The 16,852-nt window shown below is 67.0% G+C and carries 18 protein-coding genes; 10 read left to right on the top strand and 8 right to left on the bottom strand.

Features of this window, described 5'->3' with window-relative positions; all coding sequences use genetic code 11:
* Positions 1–2: 2 nt before the first annotated feature.
* Both Q0579_RS12665 and Q0579_RS12660 read right to left on the bottom strand, forming a co-directional pair.
* On the bottom strand, positions 3–1,184 hold the full coding sequence (locus Q0579_RS12665; protein WP_298812899.1) for a zinc-dependent alcohol dehydrogenase: 1,182 nt from the start codon (positions 1,182–1,184) through the stop codon (positions 3–5).
* Positions 1,181–1,753: an SRPBCC family protein gene (locus tag Q0579_RS12660; protein ID WP_298812894.1), complete on the bottom strand. Its 573-nt coding sequence runs from the start codon at positions 1,751–1,753 to the stop codon at positions 1,181–1,183. Before Q0579_RS12660 ends, Q0579_RS12665 begins: the two co-directional genes overlap by 4 nt.
* 231 nt (positions 1,754–1,984) lie before the next feature.
* Here Q0579_RS12660 and Q0579_RS12655 point away from each other — a divergent pair, with 231 nt between their 5' ends.
* Both Q0579_RS12655 and Q0579_RS12650 read left to right on the top strand, forming a co-directional pair.
* Positions 1,985–2,407 carry a hypothetical protein gene (locus tag Q0579_RS12655; RefSeq protein ID WP_298812890.1) on the top strand — a complete coding sequence of 141 codons (423 nt, stop codon included), beginning with the start codon at positions 1,985–1,987 and terminating at the stop codon, positions 2,405–2,407.
* A 3-nt stretch (positions 2,408–2,410) separates the two neighbouring features.
* Positions 2,411–3,148, top strand: a complete 738-nt coding sequence (locus tag Q0579_RS12650) for a TorF family putative porin (RefSeq protein ID WP_298812887.1) — start codon at positions 2,411–2,413, stop codon at positions 3,146–3,148.
* Positions 3,149–3,363: 215 nt separating this feature from the next.
* On the opposite strand, the gene glnA is transcribed toward Q0579_RS12650, so the two are convergent.
* The 3 genes from glnA to map form a co-directional block, all read right to left on the bottom strand.
* The gene (gene glnA, locus Q0579_RS12645) at positions 3,364–4,776 is read right to left on the bottom strand and encodes a type I glutamate--ammonia ligase (RefSeq protein ID WP_298812884.1); all 1,413 of its coding nucleotides are present in this window, start codon (positions 4,774–4,776) and stop codon (positions 3,364–3,366) included.
* 115 nt (positions 4,777–4,891) lie between these two features.
* Positions 4,892–5,230: a P-II family nitrogen regulator gene (locus Q0579_RS12640; protein WP_174191831.1), complete on the bottom strand. Its 339-nt coding sequence runs from the start codon at positions 5,228–5,230 to the stop codon at positions 4,892–4,894.
* Positions 5,231–5,400: 170 nt separating this feature from the next.
* The gene (gene map / locus Q0579_RS12635; RefSeq protein ID WP_298812882.1) at positions 5,401–6,228 is read right to left on the bottom strand and encodes a type I methionyl aminopeptidase; all 828 of its coding nucleotides are present in this window, start codon (positions 6,226–6,228) and stop codon (positions 5,401–5,403) included.
* 67 nt (positions 6,229–6,295) lie between these two features.
* Between map and Q0579_RS12630 the strand changes: the two genes are divergently transcribed.
* Positions 6,296–7,051 (top strand): molybdopterin-binding protein, encoded by a 756-nt coding sequence (locus tag Q0579_RS12630; RefSeq protein WP_298812878.1) that lies wholly within the window; start codon positions 6,296–6,298, stop codon positions 7,049–7,051.
* An 88-nt stretch (positions 7,052–7,139) separates the two neighbouring features.
* Here Q0579_RS12630 and Q0579_RS12625 read toward each other — a convergent pair whose 3' ends face one another.
* Positions 7,140–7,676, bottom strand: a complete 537-nt coding sequence (locus Q0579_RS12625) for a molybdenum cofactor guanylyltransferase (protein ID WP_298812876.1) — start codon at positions 7,674–7,676, stop codon at positions 7,140–7,142.
* A gap of 346 nt (positions 7,677–8,022) precedes the next feature.
* Here Q0579_RS12625 and Q0579_RS12620 point away from each other — a divergent pair, with 346 nt between their 5' ends.
* Positions 8,023–8,535 carry a hypothetical protein gene (locus tag Q0579_RS12620; protein ID WP_298812873.1) on the top strand — a complete coding sequence of 171 codons (513 nt, stop codon included), beginning with the start codon at positions 8,023–8,025 and terminating at the stop codon, positions 8,533–8,535.
* Between the two features lie 7 nt (positions 8,536–8,542).
* On the opposite strand, the gene purB is transcribed toward Q0579_RS12620, so the two are convergent.
* Positions 8,543–9,853, bottom strand: a complete 1,311-nt coding sequence (gene purB / locus Q0579_RS12615; protein WP_298812869.1) for an adenylosuccinate lyase — start codon at positions 9,851–9,853, stop codon at positions 8,543–8,545.
* Between the two features lie 260 nt (positions 9,854–10,113).
* Here purB and Q0579_RS12610 point away from each other — a divergent pair, with 260 nt between their 5' ends.
* On the top strand, positions 10,114–10,614 hold the full coding sequence (locus tag Q0579_RS12610) for an EF-hand domain-containing protein (RefSeq protein WP_298812866.1): 501 nt from the start codon (positions 10,114–10,116) through the stop codon (positions 10,612–10,614).
* A gap of 149 nt (positions 10,615–10,763) precedes the next feature.
* Here the strand turns inward: Q0579_RS12610 and radC are convergent, their stop codons facing one another.
* Positions 10,764–11,495 carry a DNA repair protein RadC gene (gene radC, locus Q0579_RS12605; protein WP_298812863.1) on the bottom strand — a complete coding sequence of 244 codons (732 nt, stop codon included), beginning with the start codon at positions 11,493–11,495 and terminating at the stop codon, positions 10,764–10,766.
* Between the two features lie 83 nt (positions 11,496–11,578).
* On the opposite strand from radC, the gene Q0579_RS12600 reads away from it, so the two are divergent.
* The 5 genes from Q0579_RS12600 (at position 11,579) to Q0579_RS12580 (ending at position 16,797) form a co-directional block, all read left to right on the top strand.
* Positions 11,579–14,779 carry a YdbH domain-containing protein gene (locus Q0579_RS12600; RefSeq protein ID WP_298812860.1) on the top strand — a complete coding sequence of 1,067 codons (3,201 nt, stop codon included), beginning with the start codon at positions 11,579–11,581 and terminating at the stop codon, positions 14,777–14,779.
* Positions 14,780–14,835: 56 nt separating this feature from the next.
* Entirely contained in the window at positions 14,836–15,000 is a 165-nt protein-coding gene (locus tag Q0579_RS12595) for a YnbE family lipoprotein (protein WP_366522286.1), read from the top strand.
* Between the two features lie 3 nt (positions 15,001–15,003).
* Positions 15,004–15,393 carry a YdbL family protein gene (locus Q0579_RS12590; protein WP_298812858.1) on the top strand — a complete coding sequence of 130 codons (390 nt, stop codon included), beginning with the start codon at positions 15,004–15,006 and terminating at the stop codon, positions 15,391–15,393.
* 237 nt (positions 15,394–15,630) lie between these two features.
* Positions 15,631–15,981, top strand: coding sequence for an AtpZ/AtpI family protein (locus Q0579_RS12585; RefSeq protein ID WP_298812856.1), 351 nt, complete (start codon positions 15,631–15,633; stop codon positions 15,979–15,981).
* Between the two features lie 27 nt (positions 15,982–16,008).
* Positions 16,009–16,797 carry a F0F1 ATP synthase subunit A gene (locus Q0579_RS12580; protein ID WP_298812854.1) on the top strand — a complete coding sequence of 263 codons (789 nt, stop codon included), beginning with the start codon at positions 16,009–16,011 and terminating at the stop codon, positions 16,795–16,797.
* Positions 16,798–16,852 lie beyond the last annotated feature (55 nt).

Genomic DNA, 16,852 nt, shown 5'->3' with positions numbered 1-16,852 from the left:
TGTTAGCCGTTTAGGCCGGGCTTGAGCACGATCTTGGTGTAGTCGTTCTGCTCGTCGTGGAACTTCTGATAACCGGTCGGCGCGTCCTCCAGGTCCATCCGGTGCGAGATCAGGAAGGTGGTGTCGATCTTCCCGTCGATGATCGCCTGGAGCAGCCCGGGCAGATAGTGCTGGACGTGGGTCTGCCCGGTCTTGAGCGTCAGCCCCTTCTCCATGAACGCACCCAGCGGCCATTTGTCGACGAAGCCGCCGTAGACCGCGGGCATCGACACGCGCCCGCCCTTGCGGCACGCGATGATCGCCTGACGATTGGCGTGCGGGCGGTCGGTGCCGAGGAAGGTCGATGCCTTCACCTGATCCACCACGTTGTCGACGTACAGCCCGTGTGATTCGAGGCCGACCGAGTCGATCACCGCGTCCGGCCCGATCCCGCCGGTCATCAGCATGAGCGCGTCGTAGATGTCGGTCTGCTCGAAGTTGAGCGTTTCCGCGCCGAACTTCTTGGCCAACTCCAACCGGCGCGGAAAGTGGTCGATCGCGATCACGCGTTCGGCTCCCATCAGGAAGGCCGACTGCACCGCGAACAGCCCGACCGGGCCGCAGCCCCATACCGCCACCGTGTCGCCAGGCTCGATGTCGGCATTCTCCGCCGCCATCCAGCCGGTCGGCAAGATGTCCGACAGGAACAGCACCTTGTCGTCCTCGATGCCATCGGGGATGACGATCGGGCCGACATCGCTGAACGGCACGCGGACATATTCCGCCTGACCGCCCGCATAACCGCCGGTCATGTGGCTGTAGCCGAACAGCCCGGCCATCGGGTGGCCGTACAGCTCCTGCGCGATGTCCTGATTGTCGGCCGGCAGTCCGTTGTCGCAGGCCGAGTATTGGTGCTTGCCGCAATGGTAACAGCTGCCGCATGCGATGGTGAACGGCACCACGACGCGCTGCCCCTTCTTCAACGTCGACTTCGCGCCGACCTCGACCACCTCACCCATGAACTCGTGGCCCAGGATGTCGCCCGCCTTCATCGTCGGGATGTACCCGTCGTAGAGGTGGAGGTCCGAGCCGCAGATCGCGGTCGAGGTCACCTTGATGATGCAGTCGCGCGGGTTGACGATGCCGGGGTCGTCCACCGTGTCGACGCGCACGTCATGCTTGCCATGCCAGGTCAGCGCTCTCACAGCCCCATCTCCTCGAATTGCTTCTGGTTCATCGCGGGGGTCGCGATCTCGCCCGCTTCCATCAATTGCTTGAACCGCCGTAGATCGCGGCGCGCCTGGATCGCGGGTTCGCGCTGGAACATCTTGGCGATCAGCTTGCCGACCACGCCCGCGGGTGGATCGTACAGGATCGTCGCGGTCACCACCGTGCCGCGCTGCCCTGCGTCGCGGAATTCGACGCGGCCCGAGTTGGGCACGTCAGCGCCTTCCTCGCTGGTCCAGGCGATCAGCGCATTCGGCTGATCCTCGGTCACGCGCGCGTCCCACTCGACCGTGGTGCCGCCCGGCGCCTTCACGACCCAATGCGAGCGCGTCGCGTCGGGCGTGTCGATGCTGACCACATTCTCCATGAACGAGGGCAGGTTGGAGAAGTCGCGGAAGTAGGCGTAAACCTCCGCCACCGGCTTGTTGATCGTCACCGCGCGCGCAAGCGCGCTGCTGCCCTGCGACTGTGGAATGGTCGCGGCGGTCAGTTCATCAGGGTTCTTCTTCGCGGTCACCACCGGACCGTCGTCGCGGCTATCGGTCATACCAGCCTCCGTTATCAACGCGCCCGACAAGCGCGCGGGCCGCGGCAGCGTTCCCTCATGCGAGTGAGTTGTTGATGTAGATCAATGCCTTGCGCGTCGTGCCCGTAACGATTGCGGCCAGCATCTTACGAATGATGTCCGTGCCGCGCGGGCGCGTTGAAGTGCCTAGCGGCCACGATCATCTCGGTTGCATCGCGGGCCCGAGAGGCTCGCCCTAGCACGGAGAGGACCATGTCACCTATCATCGCCGCCGCGCTGCTCGCTGCCTCCCCGGCGGCCGCGCACCTGCATCACGAACGCTTCGAGCACGCCGGTACGGCGGTTGAGGCGACCTATCAGGGCACGATGCACACCGAGATGCGACAGGTAGGCGCCGTCTCTGCACCGGGGCGCCCCGCAACGCTGCGCTGCCGCTGGCACGCGCGTGTCGCGGTGGACCGCTACGCGCGCCACGCCGCCGGGCACATTGCGGCGCGACGGATCGAGGCACCCGCACTGCTCAGCGGCACGCGGCCGGGCTGGTGCGCGGGTCAGCGCGCGGCTATCCACGCCGAGGTCGCCGCCGCGGGCGAGCGGATGCGCGCGCACCTGGTCGACGTCGCCGCCCGCGACCGCCGCGACCTGATTGCCGATCTCGAACGGATACAAGGATAGTCCATGCGTAAACCCGCCGTCGCCGCCTGGGCGCTGCTCGCCGCAACCGTCGTTCCCGCGCAGGCGCAGGTCATCCCGCATGCCGGGGTCGAGACGACCACCGACGAGCGGCGGCGCGGGATCAGCTGGAGCGATGGCGAGGGCGCGCTTGCCGCGTCTGCGCGACTCGACCTGTCGAGCGGGTTCGACGTCGGCGTCCGCGCGCTCACTACGCGCGGTGATCCGCGTCACGGCGGCGCGGACGCGGTGTTCGAGCCGACGCTCGGCTACAGCCAGTCGGTCAATGGTTTCCGGCTCGATGCGTTCGCGACCGGGCACGTCTTCACGAACGGCAACGGTCCGCTCGATTATTACGAAGGCGGGGCAGGGGCGAGCTACACGCTCGGCCCGGCAGAGGCGGGGATCGAGGCGCGCTACGCGCCGTCGCAGGATGCGATCGGCGGCAGCAATCTGTACTTGGGGCTACGCGGGCGCGTCGGGGTGCCGCTGACGCCGTTCAGCTTCACCGCGAGCGCCGGGCGATCGAGCGGTCGCGTCAACGATCCCGTCCGCGCGGCGCGACTGCGGCCCGACGACACCTATTATGACTGGTCGTTCGGCGTGCAGCACGCGACCGGGCCGCTGGTGCTGACGGTGGAATATACCGGCACCGACATCGACAACACGCGCGCGCTGTCGCCGTTCGCCGCGCGGAACAACGCGGGTGACCGGATCGCGGCGCGCGCGGCGGTCAGTTTCTAGGCGCCGTCGATCCACTCCCGTCACCCCGGCGGCGAGCCGGGGGGCGGCTTTCTTAGCCTACGTAAGAGAAAAGGCGCTCGGATCGCTCCGAGCGCCTTTTCCTTGTCGTGGCATCGCCGCGGCAAAGCCGCGTCGTCGGTCCTCGCCGATGCGAGCCGGCCGGCACCGCGTATGCGAACGGTTGCCCGCTCGCACCGGCTGGCGGCACGCCAGCCTTACGCGCTGTAATACATATCGAACTCGACCGGGCTCGGCGTCATTTCCCAGCGCGCGACTTCCGACCACTTGAGCTCGACGTACGCCTCGATCTGGTCCTTGGTGAACACGTCGCCCTTCAGCAGGAAGTCGTGGTCGGCCTGGAGCGACTCGAGCGCCTCGCGCAGGCTCGCGCACACCGTCGGCACTTCCGCCAGTTCGGCCGGCGGCAGGTCGTACAGGTTCTTGTCCATCGCCTCGCCCGGATGGATCTTGTTCTGAATCCCGTCCAGACCCGCCATTAGCAGCGCGGCATAGGCGAGATACGGGTTCGCCATCGCGTCGGGGAAGCGCACCTCGACGCGCTTCGACTTCGGCCCCGTACCGTAGGGAATGCGGCACGATGCCGACCGGTTGCGCGCCGAATAAGCGAGCAGCACCGGCGCCTCGTAACCCGGCACCAGCCGCTTGTAGCTGTTGGTGGTCGGGTTGGTGAAGGCGTTGATCGCCTTCGCGTGCTTGATGATGCCACCGATGAAATAGAGGCAGGTGTCAGACAGACCCGCGTAGCCGTTACCCGCGAACAGCGGCTCCTTGCCCTGCCAGATCGAGAAGTGCGTGTGCATTCCCGATCCGTTGTCCTCCTTGATCGGCTTCGGCATGAACGTCGCCGACTTGCCGTACGCGTGCGCGACCTGGTGCACGACGTACTTGTAGATCTGCATCCGGTCGGCGGTCTGCGTCAGCGTGCCGAAGGTGAGGCCTAGCTCGTGCTGCGCCGCCGCCACCTCGTGGTGGTGCTTGTCGCACGGCAGGCCCATCTCGATCATGGTCGAGACCATCTCGCCGCGGATGTCGACTGCCGAGTCGACCGGCGCGACGGGGAAATAGCCGCCCTTGGCGCGCGGACGATGCGCCAAATTGCCGCCCTCATATTCGCGGCCCGTGTTGGTCGGCAGTTCGATATCGTCGATCTTGAAATACGACTGGTTGTACGACGTGTCGAAGCGGACGTCGTCGAACATGAAGAACTCGGCCTCCGGGCCGACATAGACGGTGTCGCCAATCCCGGTCTGCGCGACATAGGCTTCGGCGCGCTTGGCGGTGGTGCGCGGGTCGCGCGCGTAGCCTTCTCCGGTCGAGGGTTCGACGATGTCGCAGAACACGATCAGCATCGGCGTGGCCGAGAACGGGTCGGTATAGACTGCGTCCAGGTCGGGCTTCAGAATCATGTCCGACTCGTTGATCGCCTTCCAGCCCTCGATCGAAGAGCCGTCGAACATCAGCCCGTCGGTCCACTCGTCCTCGCCCATGACGCTGGCGACCATCGTCAGGTGCTGCCACTTACCCTTGGGATCGGTGAAGCGCAGGTCGATCCACTCGATCTCCTCGTCCTTGATCTTGCTCAGAACGTCTGCGGCCGTGTTTGCCATGTCGCTTCTTCCTTGATCGTGCGCCGCGCCTTGGGGGCCGGCCGTGATGGAACTGGAGGGATGAAACCTAGGGGATGTGGGTCGCCGCGGCGGTGACCCGCGGATGACCGATGCGTCAGATCGCGTCGTTGTCGCGTTCGCCGGTGCGGATGCGCAGCGCGGTCTCTACCGGAATGACGAAGATCTTGCCGTCGCCGATGCGCCCGGTCTGCGCGGCGGCGGCGACCGCCTCCACCACGCGCTCGGCCAGGCCGTCCTCGACCACGACCTCGAGCTTCACCTTGGGCAGGAAATCGACGACGTACTCGGCGCCGCGGTACAATTCGGTGTGGCCCTTCTGACGGCCGAAACCCTTGGCCTCGGTCACGGTGATGCCGCTCACGCCGATCTCGTGCAGCGCTTCCTTCACCTCATCAAGCTTGAACGGCTTGATGATCGCTTCGATCTTCTTCACGCGTGAACGTCCCAACTCCGACAGACACCCCGGCGCGTCGTCTTGCAGCGAACGTGCCAGCCAGCCGGCCTGAGGGCAAGGGCAGAAAAGCGCGGATTTCTGCCGTTCTCGTGCCGCCAAAACGAGCACGCGCATGTGCCTTGCTCAATAAACAGGCACACGCAGGAGCACTACAGATAAGGCGGCTTGTCGAACCCGGCAGGCGAGGTGGTGAAGATCTCGCATCCCGTCTCGGTGATGCCGATCGAATGCTCGAACTGCGCCGAGAGCGACCGGTCGCGGGTGACTGCGGTCCAGCCGTCGTCGAGCAGCTTCACGTCGGGACGACCGATGTTGATCATTGGCTCGACGGTAAAGATCATGCCGGGGCGCAACTCGGGCCCGGTGCCCGGCCGCCCGACGTGCACCACCTCGGGCGCGTCGTGGAACAATCGCCCGACACCGTGACCGCAGAAGTCGCGCACCACGCCGTAGCGGTGCGCCTCGGCGTGGCGCTGCACCGCGTGCGCGATGTCGCCCATGTGGTTGCCAGGCTTCGCCTGTTCGAGGCCGAGCATCAGGCATTCGTACGTCACCTCAACCAGCCGGCGGGCCTTCAGCGGCACGTCGCCGATCAGGTACATGCGGCTCGTGTCGCCGTGCCAGCCGTCGACGATCGGAGTCACGTCGACGTTGACGATGTCACCCGATTTCAGCGGCTTTTCCGTCGGGATGCCGTGGCAGACGACGTGGTTGATCGAGATACACGACGAATGCGTGTAGCCGCGATAGCCGAGCGTCGCGGGCACCCCGCCGCGCTCGTTAATGAAGTCGTAGATCAGCCGGTCGATCTCGGCCGTCGTCACGCCCGGCGCCATATGCGGCGCAATCATGTCAAGCGTCTCGGCAGCCAGCCGCCCCGCCTTGTGCATGCCTGCGAACGCGTCGGGGCCGTGCAGCTTGATCGCGCCGTCGCGCCCGAGCGGCGCGTCGCTGGTGACGGTAACGTAGTTGGTCATGGGCTTGGATATAGCGCCATTGCGCTGCGTTTGCGAGGCTGCCCGCTTGCCGATAAGGACCTGCTGTATGAGCGAACGCATCTGGACCGCCGCGCTGGTGGTGATCGGCGACGAAATCCTGTCGGGCCGCACGCAGGACAAGAATGTCGCGCAGATCGCAGCATGGCTCAACGTTCAGGGCATTCGCCTGGCCGAGGTGCGCGTCGTCGCCGACCGCGAGGAGGCGATCGTCGAGGCGGTCAACACGCTGCGTGCGCGCAACGACTACCTCTTCACCACCGGCGGCATCGGCCCGACGCACGACGACATCACGATTGACGCGATCGCCGCTGCGTTGGGCGTAAGCGTCGAGCACCACCCGGAGGCGGTCGCGACGCTGGAGCGCTATTACGAGACGCGCGGCGGCGTCACTGAGGCGCGGCTGCGCATGGCGCGCGTCCCCGCCGGCGCGGACCTGATCGAGAACCGCGTGTCGGGTGCGCCGGGCATCCGCATCGGTAACATCTTCATCATGGCGGGCGTGCCGCACATCACCGCGGGCATGCTCGACGCGCTGACCGGCACGCTGGAGGGCGGTCGCCCGGTCGTGTCCAAGTCGATCGGCGGCTGGGTGGCGGAAAGCGAGGTCGCCGATACACTGCGCGCCGCGGAAAAGGCGCACGAAGGCGTCGCGATCGGCAGCTACCCCTTCTTCCGCGAAGGCCGCGTCGGCGCGAACTTCGTCGTCCGCTCGCCCGACGAGGCGCTGGTCGACCGCTGCCTCGCCGATCTGACCCGCGTGCTGGAGGATGCGGGCTACGAAATTACCGCCGGCGGCATCTGACTAGTCTCGTCATCACGGACTTGATCCGGGATCACGCTGCCTTTTTTGCTGATTGCGTAGAAAGCGTGACCCCGGATCAGGTCCCAGGTCACGTTATCTTCGCGTCGATCAAGTTCGTGAGATCGTCCATCGTATTGACGTTCGGTACCGTCACCCCGGGCAGCACCGCCGCCACGTCCGCGCTCATGGCCCAGCGCCGAATCGAGCGGCTCTCGCCCGACGCCAGCCGCGCGAGCAGCGGGTCCAGCAACCGCACCGGCCAGTGCCCCACCGTCGGCGCCTCCGCCGCGCAAGCCGCCTCCTTCGCCAGTAGCGCCGCGACGAGCGCGTTCGGCAGGCTCGGCGTGTCGCACGCGGTGGTCAGCACCGATGAATGCCCGCGCGCCCGCGCAAAGGCGAGCGCCCCCGCGATACCGCCGAGCGGACCGAGATCAGCGTGCGGTAGGTCGGGCGTAACCGCGACGGGCGCGTGGTCACGCCCGACGACCACCAGCGCGTCAACGTGCAGCGCGAGGCTGGCGATTGCGTGTTCCAGCAGTGTCGCCTCGCCGAGCGTGGCCAGCGCCTTGTCACGCCCGAACCGCGTCGCGCGCCCGCCTGCCAGCACTGCACCCAGGATCGTCATGGGTCAGGGTCTAGTGATGAAGGGGAGAAAAGGGGAGGCCGCCCCGGCCAACCCGCCCTCGCGGAAGCGAAGGCGGAGGGCCGATGGGTCAGAGCGTCGTGATGATGGCGCCGACCACCAGCGCCTGTGCCGCGAGCACCAGCACGGTGCTGGCCGCGGTCTCGAAGATGCGCATGTGGGGTCTCCAGTACCGGATCATCCGGCCGCTCGGATATGTAGATCGTTGCGCGTCGACGCAACAAACGTGCGCAACAATCTTGCTTGCAGTTGATGCAATCAGCGCATGCTTGGCGGCATCGCGTGTGGCTGCTAGGTGGTGGAAGCCGGGGCAAACGGACCCATCACCATGCTCGCCGATCCTCCTCTCGCGCCATCACCCGCTGCCGTCCGGATCGTCACCGACGCGCTCCGCTTCTGCGTCAGTGCCGATCCGACTATCGTCGCGCGGCGCGTCGCAGCAGCAGGCTGGAAGGCCACGCGTCCGCCTTCCGGGCTGAGTGTCGCGGCGAACGCTCCCGACCGCGACGAGCAACTCGCCGCCGGCGAGACGGTGCAACCGGCAGAGCGGCTTGAGACGTGCAGCGTCTTCACCAACACGCCGGTTGGTGGCGTCGACGCGCAGGTGGCGCGGGCGCTGGGTACTGCGCCGCTGTTCCGCTACGCAGGCTCGTCAACCTACCGCGCCTGGCGGCCAGGCGGGGCAGGAGGAAACGGGATATGGCGCTCGACGCCGACCGACCCCGCTGCCTTCGCTGAGGCGCGTGCCACGGGGGAGATCTATAGCCTGATCGTGACTGAGAACGCGAACGGCAGCGGCGTGGTGATCGTCAACCCACGTCCTGCCGCCTCACAGCCGTAGGTGCGTGTCAGCCGAACACGCGGTCGAAGATCGTGTCGACGTGCTTGAAATGATAACCAAGGTCGAACTTGTCCTCAACTTCTTCGGGCGACAGCGCCGCAGTCACCTCGTTGTCCGCCTTGAGCAGATCGAGCAGCGACAGCGCGCCATCCGACTCCCACACCTTCATCGCGTTGCGCTGCACCAGCCGATACGAATCCTCACGGCTCACCCCGGCCTGCGTCAGCGCGAGCAAAACGCGCTGCGAGTGGACGAGGCCACCCATGCGGTCGAGGTTCTTCCCCATCCGCTCGGGATAGACGAGCAGCTTGTCGACCACCCCGGTCAGCCGCGCGAGTGCGAAGTCGAGCGTGATGGTCGCGTCCGGTCCGATGTAGCGCTCGACCGAGGAGTGCGAGATGTCGCGCTCGTGCCACAGCGCAACATTCTCCAGCGCAGGCGTGACATAGCCGCGCACCATGCGCGCCAGCCCGGTCAGGTTCTCGGTCAGCACCGGATTGCGCTTGTGCGGCATCGCCGATGAACCCTTCTGCCCGGGCGAGAAAAATTCCTCCGCTTCCAGCACTTCGGTGCGTTGCAGGTGGCGCACCTCGACTGCAACGCGCTCGATCGAGCCGGCGATCACGCCCAGCGTCGCGAAGAACATTGCGTGGCGGTCGCGCGGGATCACCTGCGTCGAGACGGGTTCGACGGTGAGGCCCATCTTCTCGGCCACATGCGCCTCGACCCGCGGATCGATGTTGGCGAAGGTGCCGACCGCGCCCGAGATGGCGCAGGTCGCGATGTCGGCGCGCGCGGCGACCAGCCGTTCGCGGTTGCGGCGGAACTCGGCATAAGCCTCAGCAAGCTTCAGCCCGAACGTCACCGGCTCGGCGTGGATGCCGTGGCTGCGGCCGATCGTCGGCGTCAGCTTGTGCTCGCGCGCGCGCCGCTCCAGCACGACGAGCAGCGCGTCCAAATCGGCGATCAGGATGTCGGACGCGCGCGCGAGCTGCACCGACAGCGTCGTGTCGAGCACGTCGGACGAGGTCATCCCCTGGTGCATGAAGCGCGCTTCATCGCCCACCTGTTCGGCGACCCAGGTCAGGAACGCGATCACGTCGTGCTTGGTCACCGCCTCGATCGCATCGATTGCCGCCACATCAATCGCGGGGTTCGTCGCCCACCAGCGCCACAGCGCCTCCGCGGCCGATTTCGGCACCACGCCAAGTTCGGCCAGCGCGTCGGTTGCGTGCGCCTCGATCTCGAACCAGATGCGGTCGCGCGCCTCGGGCGTCCACAGTGCGGCCATCTCGGGGCGGGAGTAACGAGGGATCACTTGGCGGCTCCTTGGGCGGGAAGGCGGGTGCTGCGCGGAGGAAATCCGAACCACACGCCGCAGCGGGAAAACGGGTCATCGCACCTGAACGACGGCGCGGCGCGCATTAGCAAAGCCGGCAAACCCTAGCAAATCCGCCAGAAATCACCCGTTCACAGCTTGGATAAGTAATTTTGTTGCGTTAACAGTGGAGATTGTCCCTCCCTAAGTAACGTCCTACATCGCGTGCAGCACACGGTTAGAACCAAAAGGAGACGGTGATGCTCAAGTATGTTCTTTTGGCCTCGGCAATGACGATGGCTGCTCCGGCGATTGCGCAGCAGGCGCAAACCGCACCGCAGACTGCGCCAACAACTGGAGCGGATGCAACGGGAACTGCCGCGACACCTGCCGATGCGACACAATCCGGTGCTGCCGCTGCGACGCCGAACGATCCGGCCGCGTCCACGACGCCCCCGGCGCAGACCGCGCAAACACCGACAAGCGAATCTGCGACGCAGGGCACGAACGAGCCCGATCAGGTCGCCTCTATCCTCGACAGCGAATTTCCGAGCTATGACAAGGACAAGTCAGGATCGCTCAACAAGGCCGAGTTCGCGACGTGGATGGACACGCTGAAGGCAAAGGCCGATCCGAGCGCCAAGCCCGACAAGGCGTGGAATGCTGCCGCCTTCAAGAAGGCCGATACTGACAAGTCGGCCAGCGTGAGCAAGGCCGAACTCGCGACCTTCCTCAGCAGCGGTGCAAAGCAGGCCGGCTGAACGTTTCTGACGGAACACGAGGCGGCTGTCGGAGCGATCCGGCAGCCGTTTTCGTGTGCGCAACAAGCGGGTGAGCAGGCGTAGCGGTCACGTTTATTGCTCGATCTGCTTCCTGCTTATCGCTGTGACGCTTGGTGCGCTCACGGCTGCTAGATCACGCCCTTCGCGCGCAGGCTGGTCTGTCCGTTGCGACCGACGATGATATGATCGTGCACCGCGATGTTGAGCGGCTTGCCCGCCTCCACGATCGCGCGGGTGATGCGGATGTCGGCCTGGCTCGGCGATGGGTCGCCCGATGGGTGATTGTGCACCAGAATCAGCGCGGCCGAGCCGATGTCGAGCGCGCGTTTGATCACCTCGCGCACGTGCACCGCCGCTTCGTCGATCGTTCCGCGCGACATGACCTCGTCGCGCACCAGCACGTTCTTGGTGTTGAGGTGGAGCACGCGGAACCGCTCCACCGCGTCGTGCGCCATGTCGGCGTGGAGATAGTCTGCCAACGCCTGCCAATTGGAGAGCACCGGCAGGTCGCGGGTGTGGGCGCGGACCAGTCGGATCGCGGCGGCGTGCGCGATCTTCAAGGCGGCGATGCCGGTGTCGCCCATGCCCTTCACCCGCCGGAGCTCGGCGGGATCGGCGGCAAGCGCGGCACCGATGCCGCCGAACTCGCGCAGCAGTGCTTTTGCGAGCGGCTTAGTATCGACCCGCGGGATCGCGAGCGTGAGCAGATATTCGATCAGCTCGTAATCCTGCAGCCCTTCCGCATCGTCGAGCAGCCGGGTGCGCAACCGTTCGCGGTGACCTTTGGCATCGAGCGCGCGCTGGTCCTCGGGCGTGGGCGCCGCGGACGGCGAGTCGAAGAGCGTGCGCGCGGTTGTCATGCCGCGCGAGGCTAGGTTGCCGCGCGTGTGGGGGCAATTGCGCCATTTGCACGCCACCGCCGCCGCCTTATGCTGCCGCCGCAATGAGCGGTGAGCGATCGGACGACCAGGCGAAGCGATCGCCCGCCAGCCGGCGGCGCGCGCGCGTGCTGGTGGCCGTCTCCACGCTGTCGCTCGCCGCGATCGGCGGCGTCTGGCTCAGCCGCGTGCCGATCGCGACGCGGCTGATCGACCGCGAACTCGCGACGAAACACGTGCCCGCGCGCTACCGGATCAGCGATCTGGGCTTCGGGCGGCAGCGATTGACCGACGTCGTCATCGGCGATCCCGCACGCCCCGATCTCGTCGCCGACTGGGTCGAGACGCGCACCGATGTCGGGTTCGACGGTCCGCATCTGATCGGCGTGCGCGCGGGCCGCGTCCGAATGCGCGCGCGGCTCGTCGACGGGCGCGTGTCGTTCGGCGCGCTCGACCGGTTGATCCCCACGGGCAGCGGCGGCGCGCCGGCGCTGCCGTCGATTGACCTCTCGCTCGCCGACGGCGGGATGCGGCTGGAGACGCCTTACGGGATCGCCGGGGTCAGCCTGAGCGGCAGCGGCAGGCTCGATGGGGACTTCACGGGGCACTACGCGCTCGCGGCCGAACGATTGGCGCAGGGTGATTGCCGCGCCGGCGGCGTGCGCGCGGCGGGACGGGTCACATCGACCGGACGCACACCGAGCGGCGGTTACGGCGTGACGCTCGACGGGCCGCTGCGCGCGGCCGCGGTCGCGTGCGGCGACGCGCAGGTCGCGGCGGTCACGAGTGCGCTACACGGACGTGTGGTCGTCGGCGACTTCCTGCGCTCGACACTGCGGGCGCGGTTCGCCACCGGCGCGGCGCGCTACGCCGCTATTCGCGCCGCGGGCGTGTCGGGCGAGGCTGCGCTCAGCGTGGGGCAGGGTGGTGCCGCGGTCGTTCCGCTCGTCCTCGCCGCGCAGCAGGTCCGCGAGATCGACGGATCGGCGCGTCGCATAGCACTCGACGGTAGCGTCAGCATCGAAGCGGGGCGCACCGCTTTCGCGGGCAAGGTCGCAGTGCAGCGTGCGGACGTGTCCGTGCTGGTGCCCCGCACGCTCGCGACTGGCGCCGCGACGCCGGTCACCCCGCTGCTCGCGCGCGCGACTGTTGCCGCATCACGCGCCGCACGCGACCTCTCAGCCAGCGCAGACGTGGTTGCGAAGATCGCCGACGGCGTGACCGAGATCGCGATCAAGCGCGCGCGCGTTTCCTCGGCGAGCGGTGCGACCGCCGTGCTCGTCACCCGACAACCGTTTCGCTGGCGCAGCGATGCGGCGGTGGCGGGGGCGGGGACGCTCCGGGTCGACGGCGGCGGATTGCCGCAGTTCGTGGCCAGCGTTGCGCGCGGCGGGGACGGCGGCACGCTGACCGGGCAGGCGCAGGTGGCGCGCTACGCCGCGGGTGACGCCGCGATCGCGCTCGACCAGGTGCGGTTCCGTATCGGTGCGCGTGCAGGTGATGCGACCGCGCGCGTGACATTGTCCGGGCCGCTGCCCGACGGACGCGTCGACGCGCTGACGCTGCCGCTCGACCTGCGCTGGAGCGGCAGTAACCTGCGCGTCAATCCGGCGTGTACGCCCGTCGCGTTCGCGCAATTGCGCGTCTCGTCGCTGCGGCTTGATCCCGCCCGGCTGATCGTTTGTCCCGCGGGTGGCGCGTTGGTCGAGCGGCGGGGCGGTGGTGTGAACGTCGCCGCGCGGCTGCCCGCGACGCAGCTGTCGGGCACAATCGGGGGCACCCCGCTGCGCGTCGCCGCAGGAGGCGCGCGGCTTTCGCTCGGCGCGCGCGGGTTCCAGCTCGACGACGTGCTCGCGCGGATCGGGGCTGCCACGCGCGAGACGCGGATCGACGCGACGCGGCTGACGGGGACGCTTGGGCAAGGCGGCGTGGCGGGGGACTTCACGGGGCTGGCGGGGCAGATCGCCAACGTGCCGCTGCTCCTCGGAGACGGCACGGGGACGTGGCGGTTCGCGAACGGCGCACTCGCACTCGCCGGCGCGCTCAAGGTGCGCGACGCCGCGGCGAGCGCGCGGTTTAACCCGATGGTTGCGCGTAACGTTGCATTGTCGCTGGAACGCGGCGCGATCTGGGCGACGGGCACGATCGTCGAGCCGACGCGCGGGGTGCAAATCGCCGAGGTCGCGATCGATCACCGGCTGAGCACCGGTGCCGGTCACGCCGTGCTGAGCGTGCCCGGCATCACCTTCGGCGACACGTTCCAGCCCGAGTTGATCACGCCGCTGACCTTTGGCGTCGTCGCCGACGTGCGCGGCAGCGTCAGCGGGCGCGGCGACATCGCCTGGGGCACGAAGGGCGTGACCAGCACGGGCACCTTTTCGACGAGTGACACCGCGCTCGCCGCTGCGTTTGGACCCGTCGAGGGTTTGTCGGGAACGATCCGCTTCACCGACCTGCTGGCGCTGGAAAGCGCGCCCGCCCAGGTCGCGACCGTGCGCTCGATCAATCCCGGTGTACCCGTGACCGACGGGCGCATCGTCTATCAAACGTTGCCGGGCACGCGCATCAAGGTCGATTCCGGCACATGGCCGTTCGCGGGCGGCACGCTGACGCTGGAGCCGACGCTGCTCGATTTCTCCAGTGCGCAGGAGCGGCGGCTGACCTTCCGCGTCGCGGGCATGGAGGCAGGTGCGTTCCTGCAGCAGTTCGATTTCAAGAATCTGAACGCGACCGGCACGTTCGACGGCGTGCTGCCGATGATCTTCGACACGTCCGGCGGGCGGATCGAGGGCGGGCAGCTGACCGCGCGGACCGGCGGCAGCCTCGCCTATGTCGGCGAGCTGAGCGAGAAGAACCTCGGCTTCTGGGGCAATTACGCGTTCCAGATGCTCAAATCGCTGACCTATCGCAACCTCGACATCGGCATGAACGGGCCGCTCGCGGGGGAGATGATCACCGATGTGCGCTTCGCCGGGATCAGGCAGGGGGTGGGGGCGAAGTCGAATTTCCTCATTCGCCGGCTGACGCGGTTGCTGATCCTGTTCAACATCCGCATTCGCGCGCCTTTCCGCGGGCTGATCGACTCGGCCGCCAGCTTCTACGATCCGCAGCGGCTGGTCGCGCGCAATCTGCAACAATTGATCGAGGAGCAGAACCGGCGCACCGCGCCCAGCACGCTGCCCAGTGCACGGCCGGGCAGCGGAGCGACGACCGACGCGCCGCTGGTTCCTCCCATTCAGCCTTCCGCAAGCGAGATCGTGCCATGAGCGTAACAGGAGCAACGAGGGTGAAGCGAATCGGAGGTGTGCAATGGGGAGCAAAGGTGCTCTTGTTGGCGCCGCTCTTGATGAACGCCGCCTGCGTCAACATCTCGGCCCCGACCAAGCCGATCGAGATCAACCTCAACATCAACGTGACGCAGGAGGTGGTCTACCGCCTCGACAATGAAGCCAAGTCGCTGATCAAGCAGAACCCGGGGATTTTCTGAGCCATGACGCCCAAGACCGCCAAGACCCTGACGATGTTCGCCGCCGCGGTGACGCTGGCGGGCGTGTCCGGGGCTGCCTTCGCGCAGCGCGATCCCGCTTACGCCGCCGCACGGTCGGCCGGCGAGGTGGGCGAGCAGCCCGACGGCTATCTGGGCGTGGTGGGTGCGGGCAACGCGCAGCTGCGCGCCCTGGTCAGCAACATCAACATCCAGCGCAAGGCCGCCTATACGCAGAAGGCGCAGGCGTCGGGCGCGACCGTTGAGCAGCTAGCCTTCACCAGCGGGTGCAATCTGATCGCGCAGACGCAGCCGGGCGAGAAATATCGCACCCCGGCTGGCAATTGGGAAACCCGCGGCAGCGACGCGCCGACGCGCGACCCGCGCTGCGTCTGATCCCGATGTTACCGCTGGCGACAGCTTGGGCGGGAAGGCCGTTCGTCGCGCGCCAGATCGGTTGACACCGCGGGACCATGTCGGCGTTTGATCCAGGTGTTCGAGCGGCGGTGTCCGTGCGTCGCCGCCGACCACGCGATTGTCACAATGGTTGACACCCCCCGACCCCCCGGCTAACCGGACGGCGCCTTGGCGGGGTCGCTTGCCCACCGTGTGCTCACTTCCCCGGCATAAGATATGTGGAGAGGGTGGCGCGTGGCGGATAACGGTTCCGGACAGGATTTCCACGACGCGGAGGACCCGCGGCTCGCCTCGCTGGATCAGCGACTGGAACGGGCTCGCAGGGACGAAGCGAAGCGCACGGGGGTGGTGCGTGACGAGGGGGAGGCGGGCTATCAGCTCGGCAACCGCGTTCTGGCCGCCCTTATCGGAAGTCTCGTCGGCTCGGCGCTGATCGGCTGGCTCATCGACCGCTGGTTCGGCACCACGCCCTGGGCGCTGATCGTCGCGTTGTTCCTCGGAATCGCGGTGGCGTTCAGGCAGATCATTCGGTTAACGACCAAGCGCCCGGACCAGCCGGGCGCTTGACGTATGTGGGAAGCACAAGGGGCTAACGTGGCGGCAGAAGGCGGCAAGATCGATCCGATGCACCAGTTCCTGATCGAGCCTGTGCTCGGTCTGCGCTGGAACGTGGCGGGCTATGATCTGTCCTTCACCAATTCCGCATTGTGGATGGTGATCACGCTGGTCACGTTGTGGCTGTTCATGCTCGGTGGCATGAAGCGCGAACTGGTGCCCGGTCGCTGGCAGGCGGCGGTGGAGGGCTTCACCGGGTTCGTGCAGAACATGCTGACCTCGAACATCGGCCTCGAGGGCAAGCGCTTCGTGCCCTATGTCTTCTCGTTGTTCATGTTCATCCTGTTCGCGAACATCCTGGGGCTGATGCCCGTCGGCATCGTGCCGGGCTGGCATCCCTTCACCGTGACGAGCCACCTGACCGTCACCGGCGTGCTCGCAATCATCAGCTTCTCCATCGTCCTAATTGTCGGCTTCGGTCGCCACGGGTTCCACTTCTTCAGCCTGTTCGTGCCGCACGGTACGCCGGTTGTGATGATCCCGCTGATCTTCGTGGTCGAGCTGATGAGCTTCCTCGTGCGTCCGTTCAGCCTTGGTCTGCGACTGTTCGTCGCGATGACCGCGGGGCATATTCTGCTGAAGGTGCTGGCCGCTTTCGTGATCAACGGCATCAACCTCGGGCCGGGCTATGTCGCGATCGTGTCGCTGCCCAGCTTCGTGCTGATGCTCGGCATCACGCTGCTCGAGCTGCTGGTCGCCGCGATCCAGGCTTACGTGTTCGCGCTGCTCACCAGCGTTTATCTGAACGACGCGGTGAACCTGCACTGATTTTCTGAAACGTCCCCGCGCGCGCACGTGCGTAGGGGTGTGACCTTCGTGACTT

Source organism: uncultured Sphingomonas sp., assembly GCF_936927845.1.
In the GTDB taxonomy this organism is placed as follows: Bacteria; Pseudomonadota; Alphaproteobacteria; order Sphingomonadales; family Sphingomonadaceae; genus Sphingomonas.
Note: the sequence above shows the minus strand (reverse complement) of the source record. Positions and strands in the feature narration are given on the sequence as shown.

Coding starts and splice junctions, on each gene's coding strand:
- Q0579_RS12630 (WP_298812878.1), top strand. CDS start 6,296: ATGAGCGAACGCATCTGGACCGCCGCGCTGGTGGTGATCGGCGACGAA.
- Q0579_RS12625 (WP_298812876.1), bottom strand. CDS start 7,676: ATGACGATCCTGGGTGCAGTGCTGGCAGGCGGGCGCGCGACGCGGTTC.
- Q0579_RS12655 (WP_298812890.1), top strand. CDS start 1,985: ATGTCACCTATCATCGCCGCCGCGCTGCTCGCTGCCTCCCCGGCGGCC.
- Q0579_RS12620 (WP_298812873.1), top strand. CDS start 8,023: ATGCTCGCCGATCCTCCTCTCGCGCCATCACCCGCTGCCGTCCGGATC.
- map (WP_298812882.1), bottom strand. CDS start 6,228: ATGACCAACTACGTTACCGTCACCAGCGACGCGCCGCTCGGGCGCGAC.
- radC (WP_298812863.1), bottom strand. CDS start 11,495: ATGACAACCGCGCGCACGCTCTTCGACTCGCCGTCCGCGGCGCCCACG.
- Q0579_RS12590 (WP_298812858.1), top strand. CDS start 15,004: ATGACGCCCAAGACCGCCAAGACCCTGACGATGTTCGCCGCCGCGGTG.
- Q0579_RS12660 (WP_298812894.1), bottom strand. CDS start 1,753: ATGACCGATAGCCGCGACGACGGTCCGGTGGTGACCGCGAAGAAGAAC.
- glnA (WP_298812884.1), bottom strand. CDS start 4,776: ATGGCAAACACGGCCGCAGACGTTCTGAGCAAGATCAAGGACGAGGAG.
- Q0579_RS12585 (WP_298812856.1), top strand. CDS start 15,631: ATGTGGAGAGGGTGGCGCGTGGCGGATAACGGTTCCGGACAGGATTTC.
- Q0579_RS12650 (WP_298812887.1), top strand. CDS start 2,411: ATGCGTAAACCCGCCGTCGCCGCCTGGGCGCTGCTCGCCGCAACCGTC.
- Q0579_RS12600 (WP_298812860.1), top strand. CDS start 11,579: ATGAGCGGTGAGCGATCGGACGACCAGGCGAAGCGATCGCCCGCCAGC.
- Q0579_RS12610 (WP_298812866.1), top strand. CDS start 10,114: ATGCTCAAGTATGTTCTTTTGGCCTCGGCAATGACGATGGCTGCTCCG.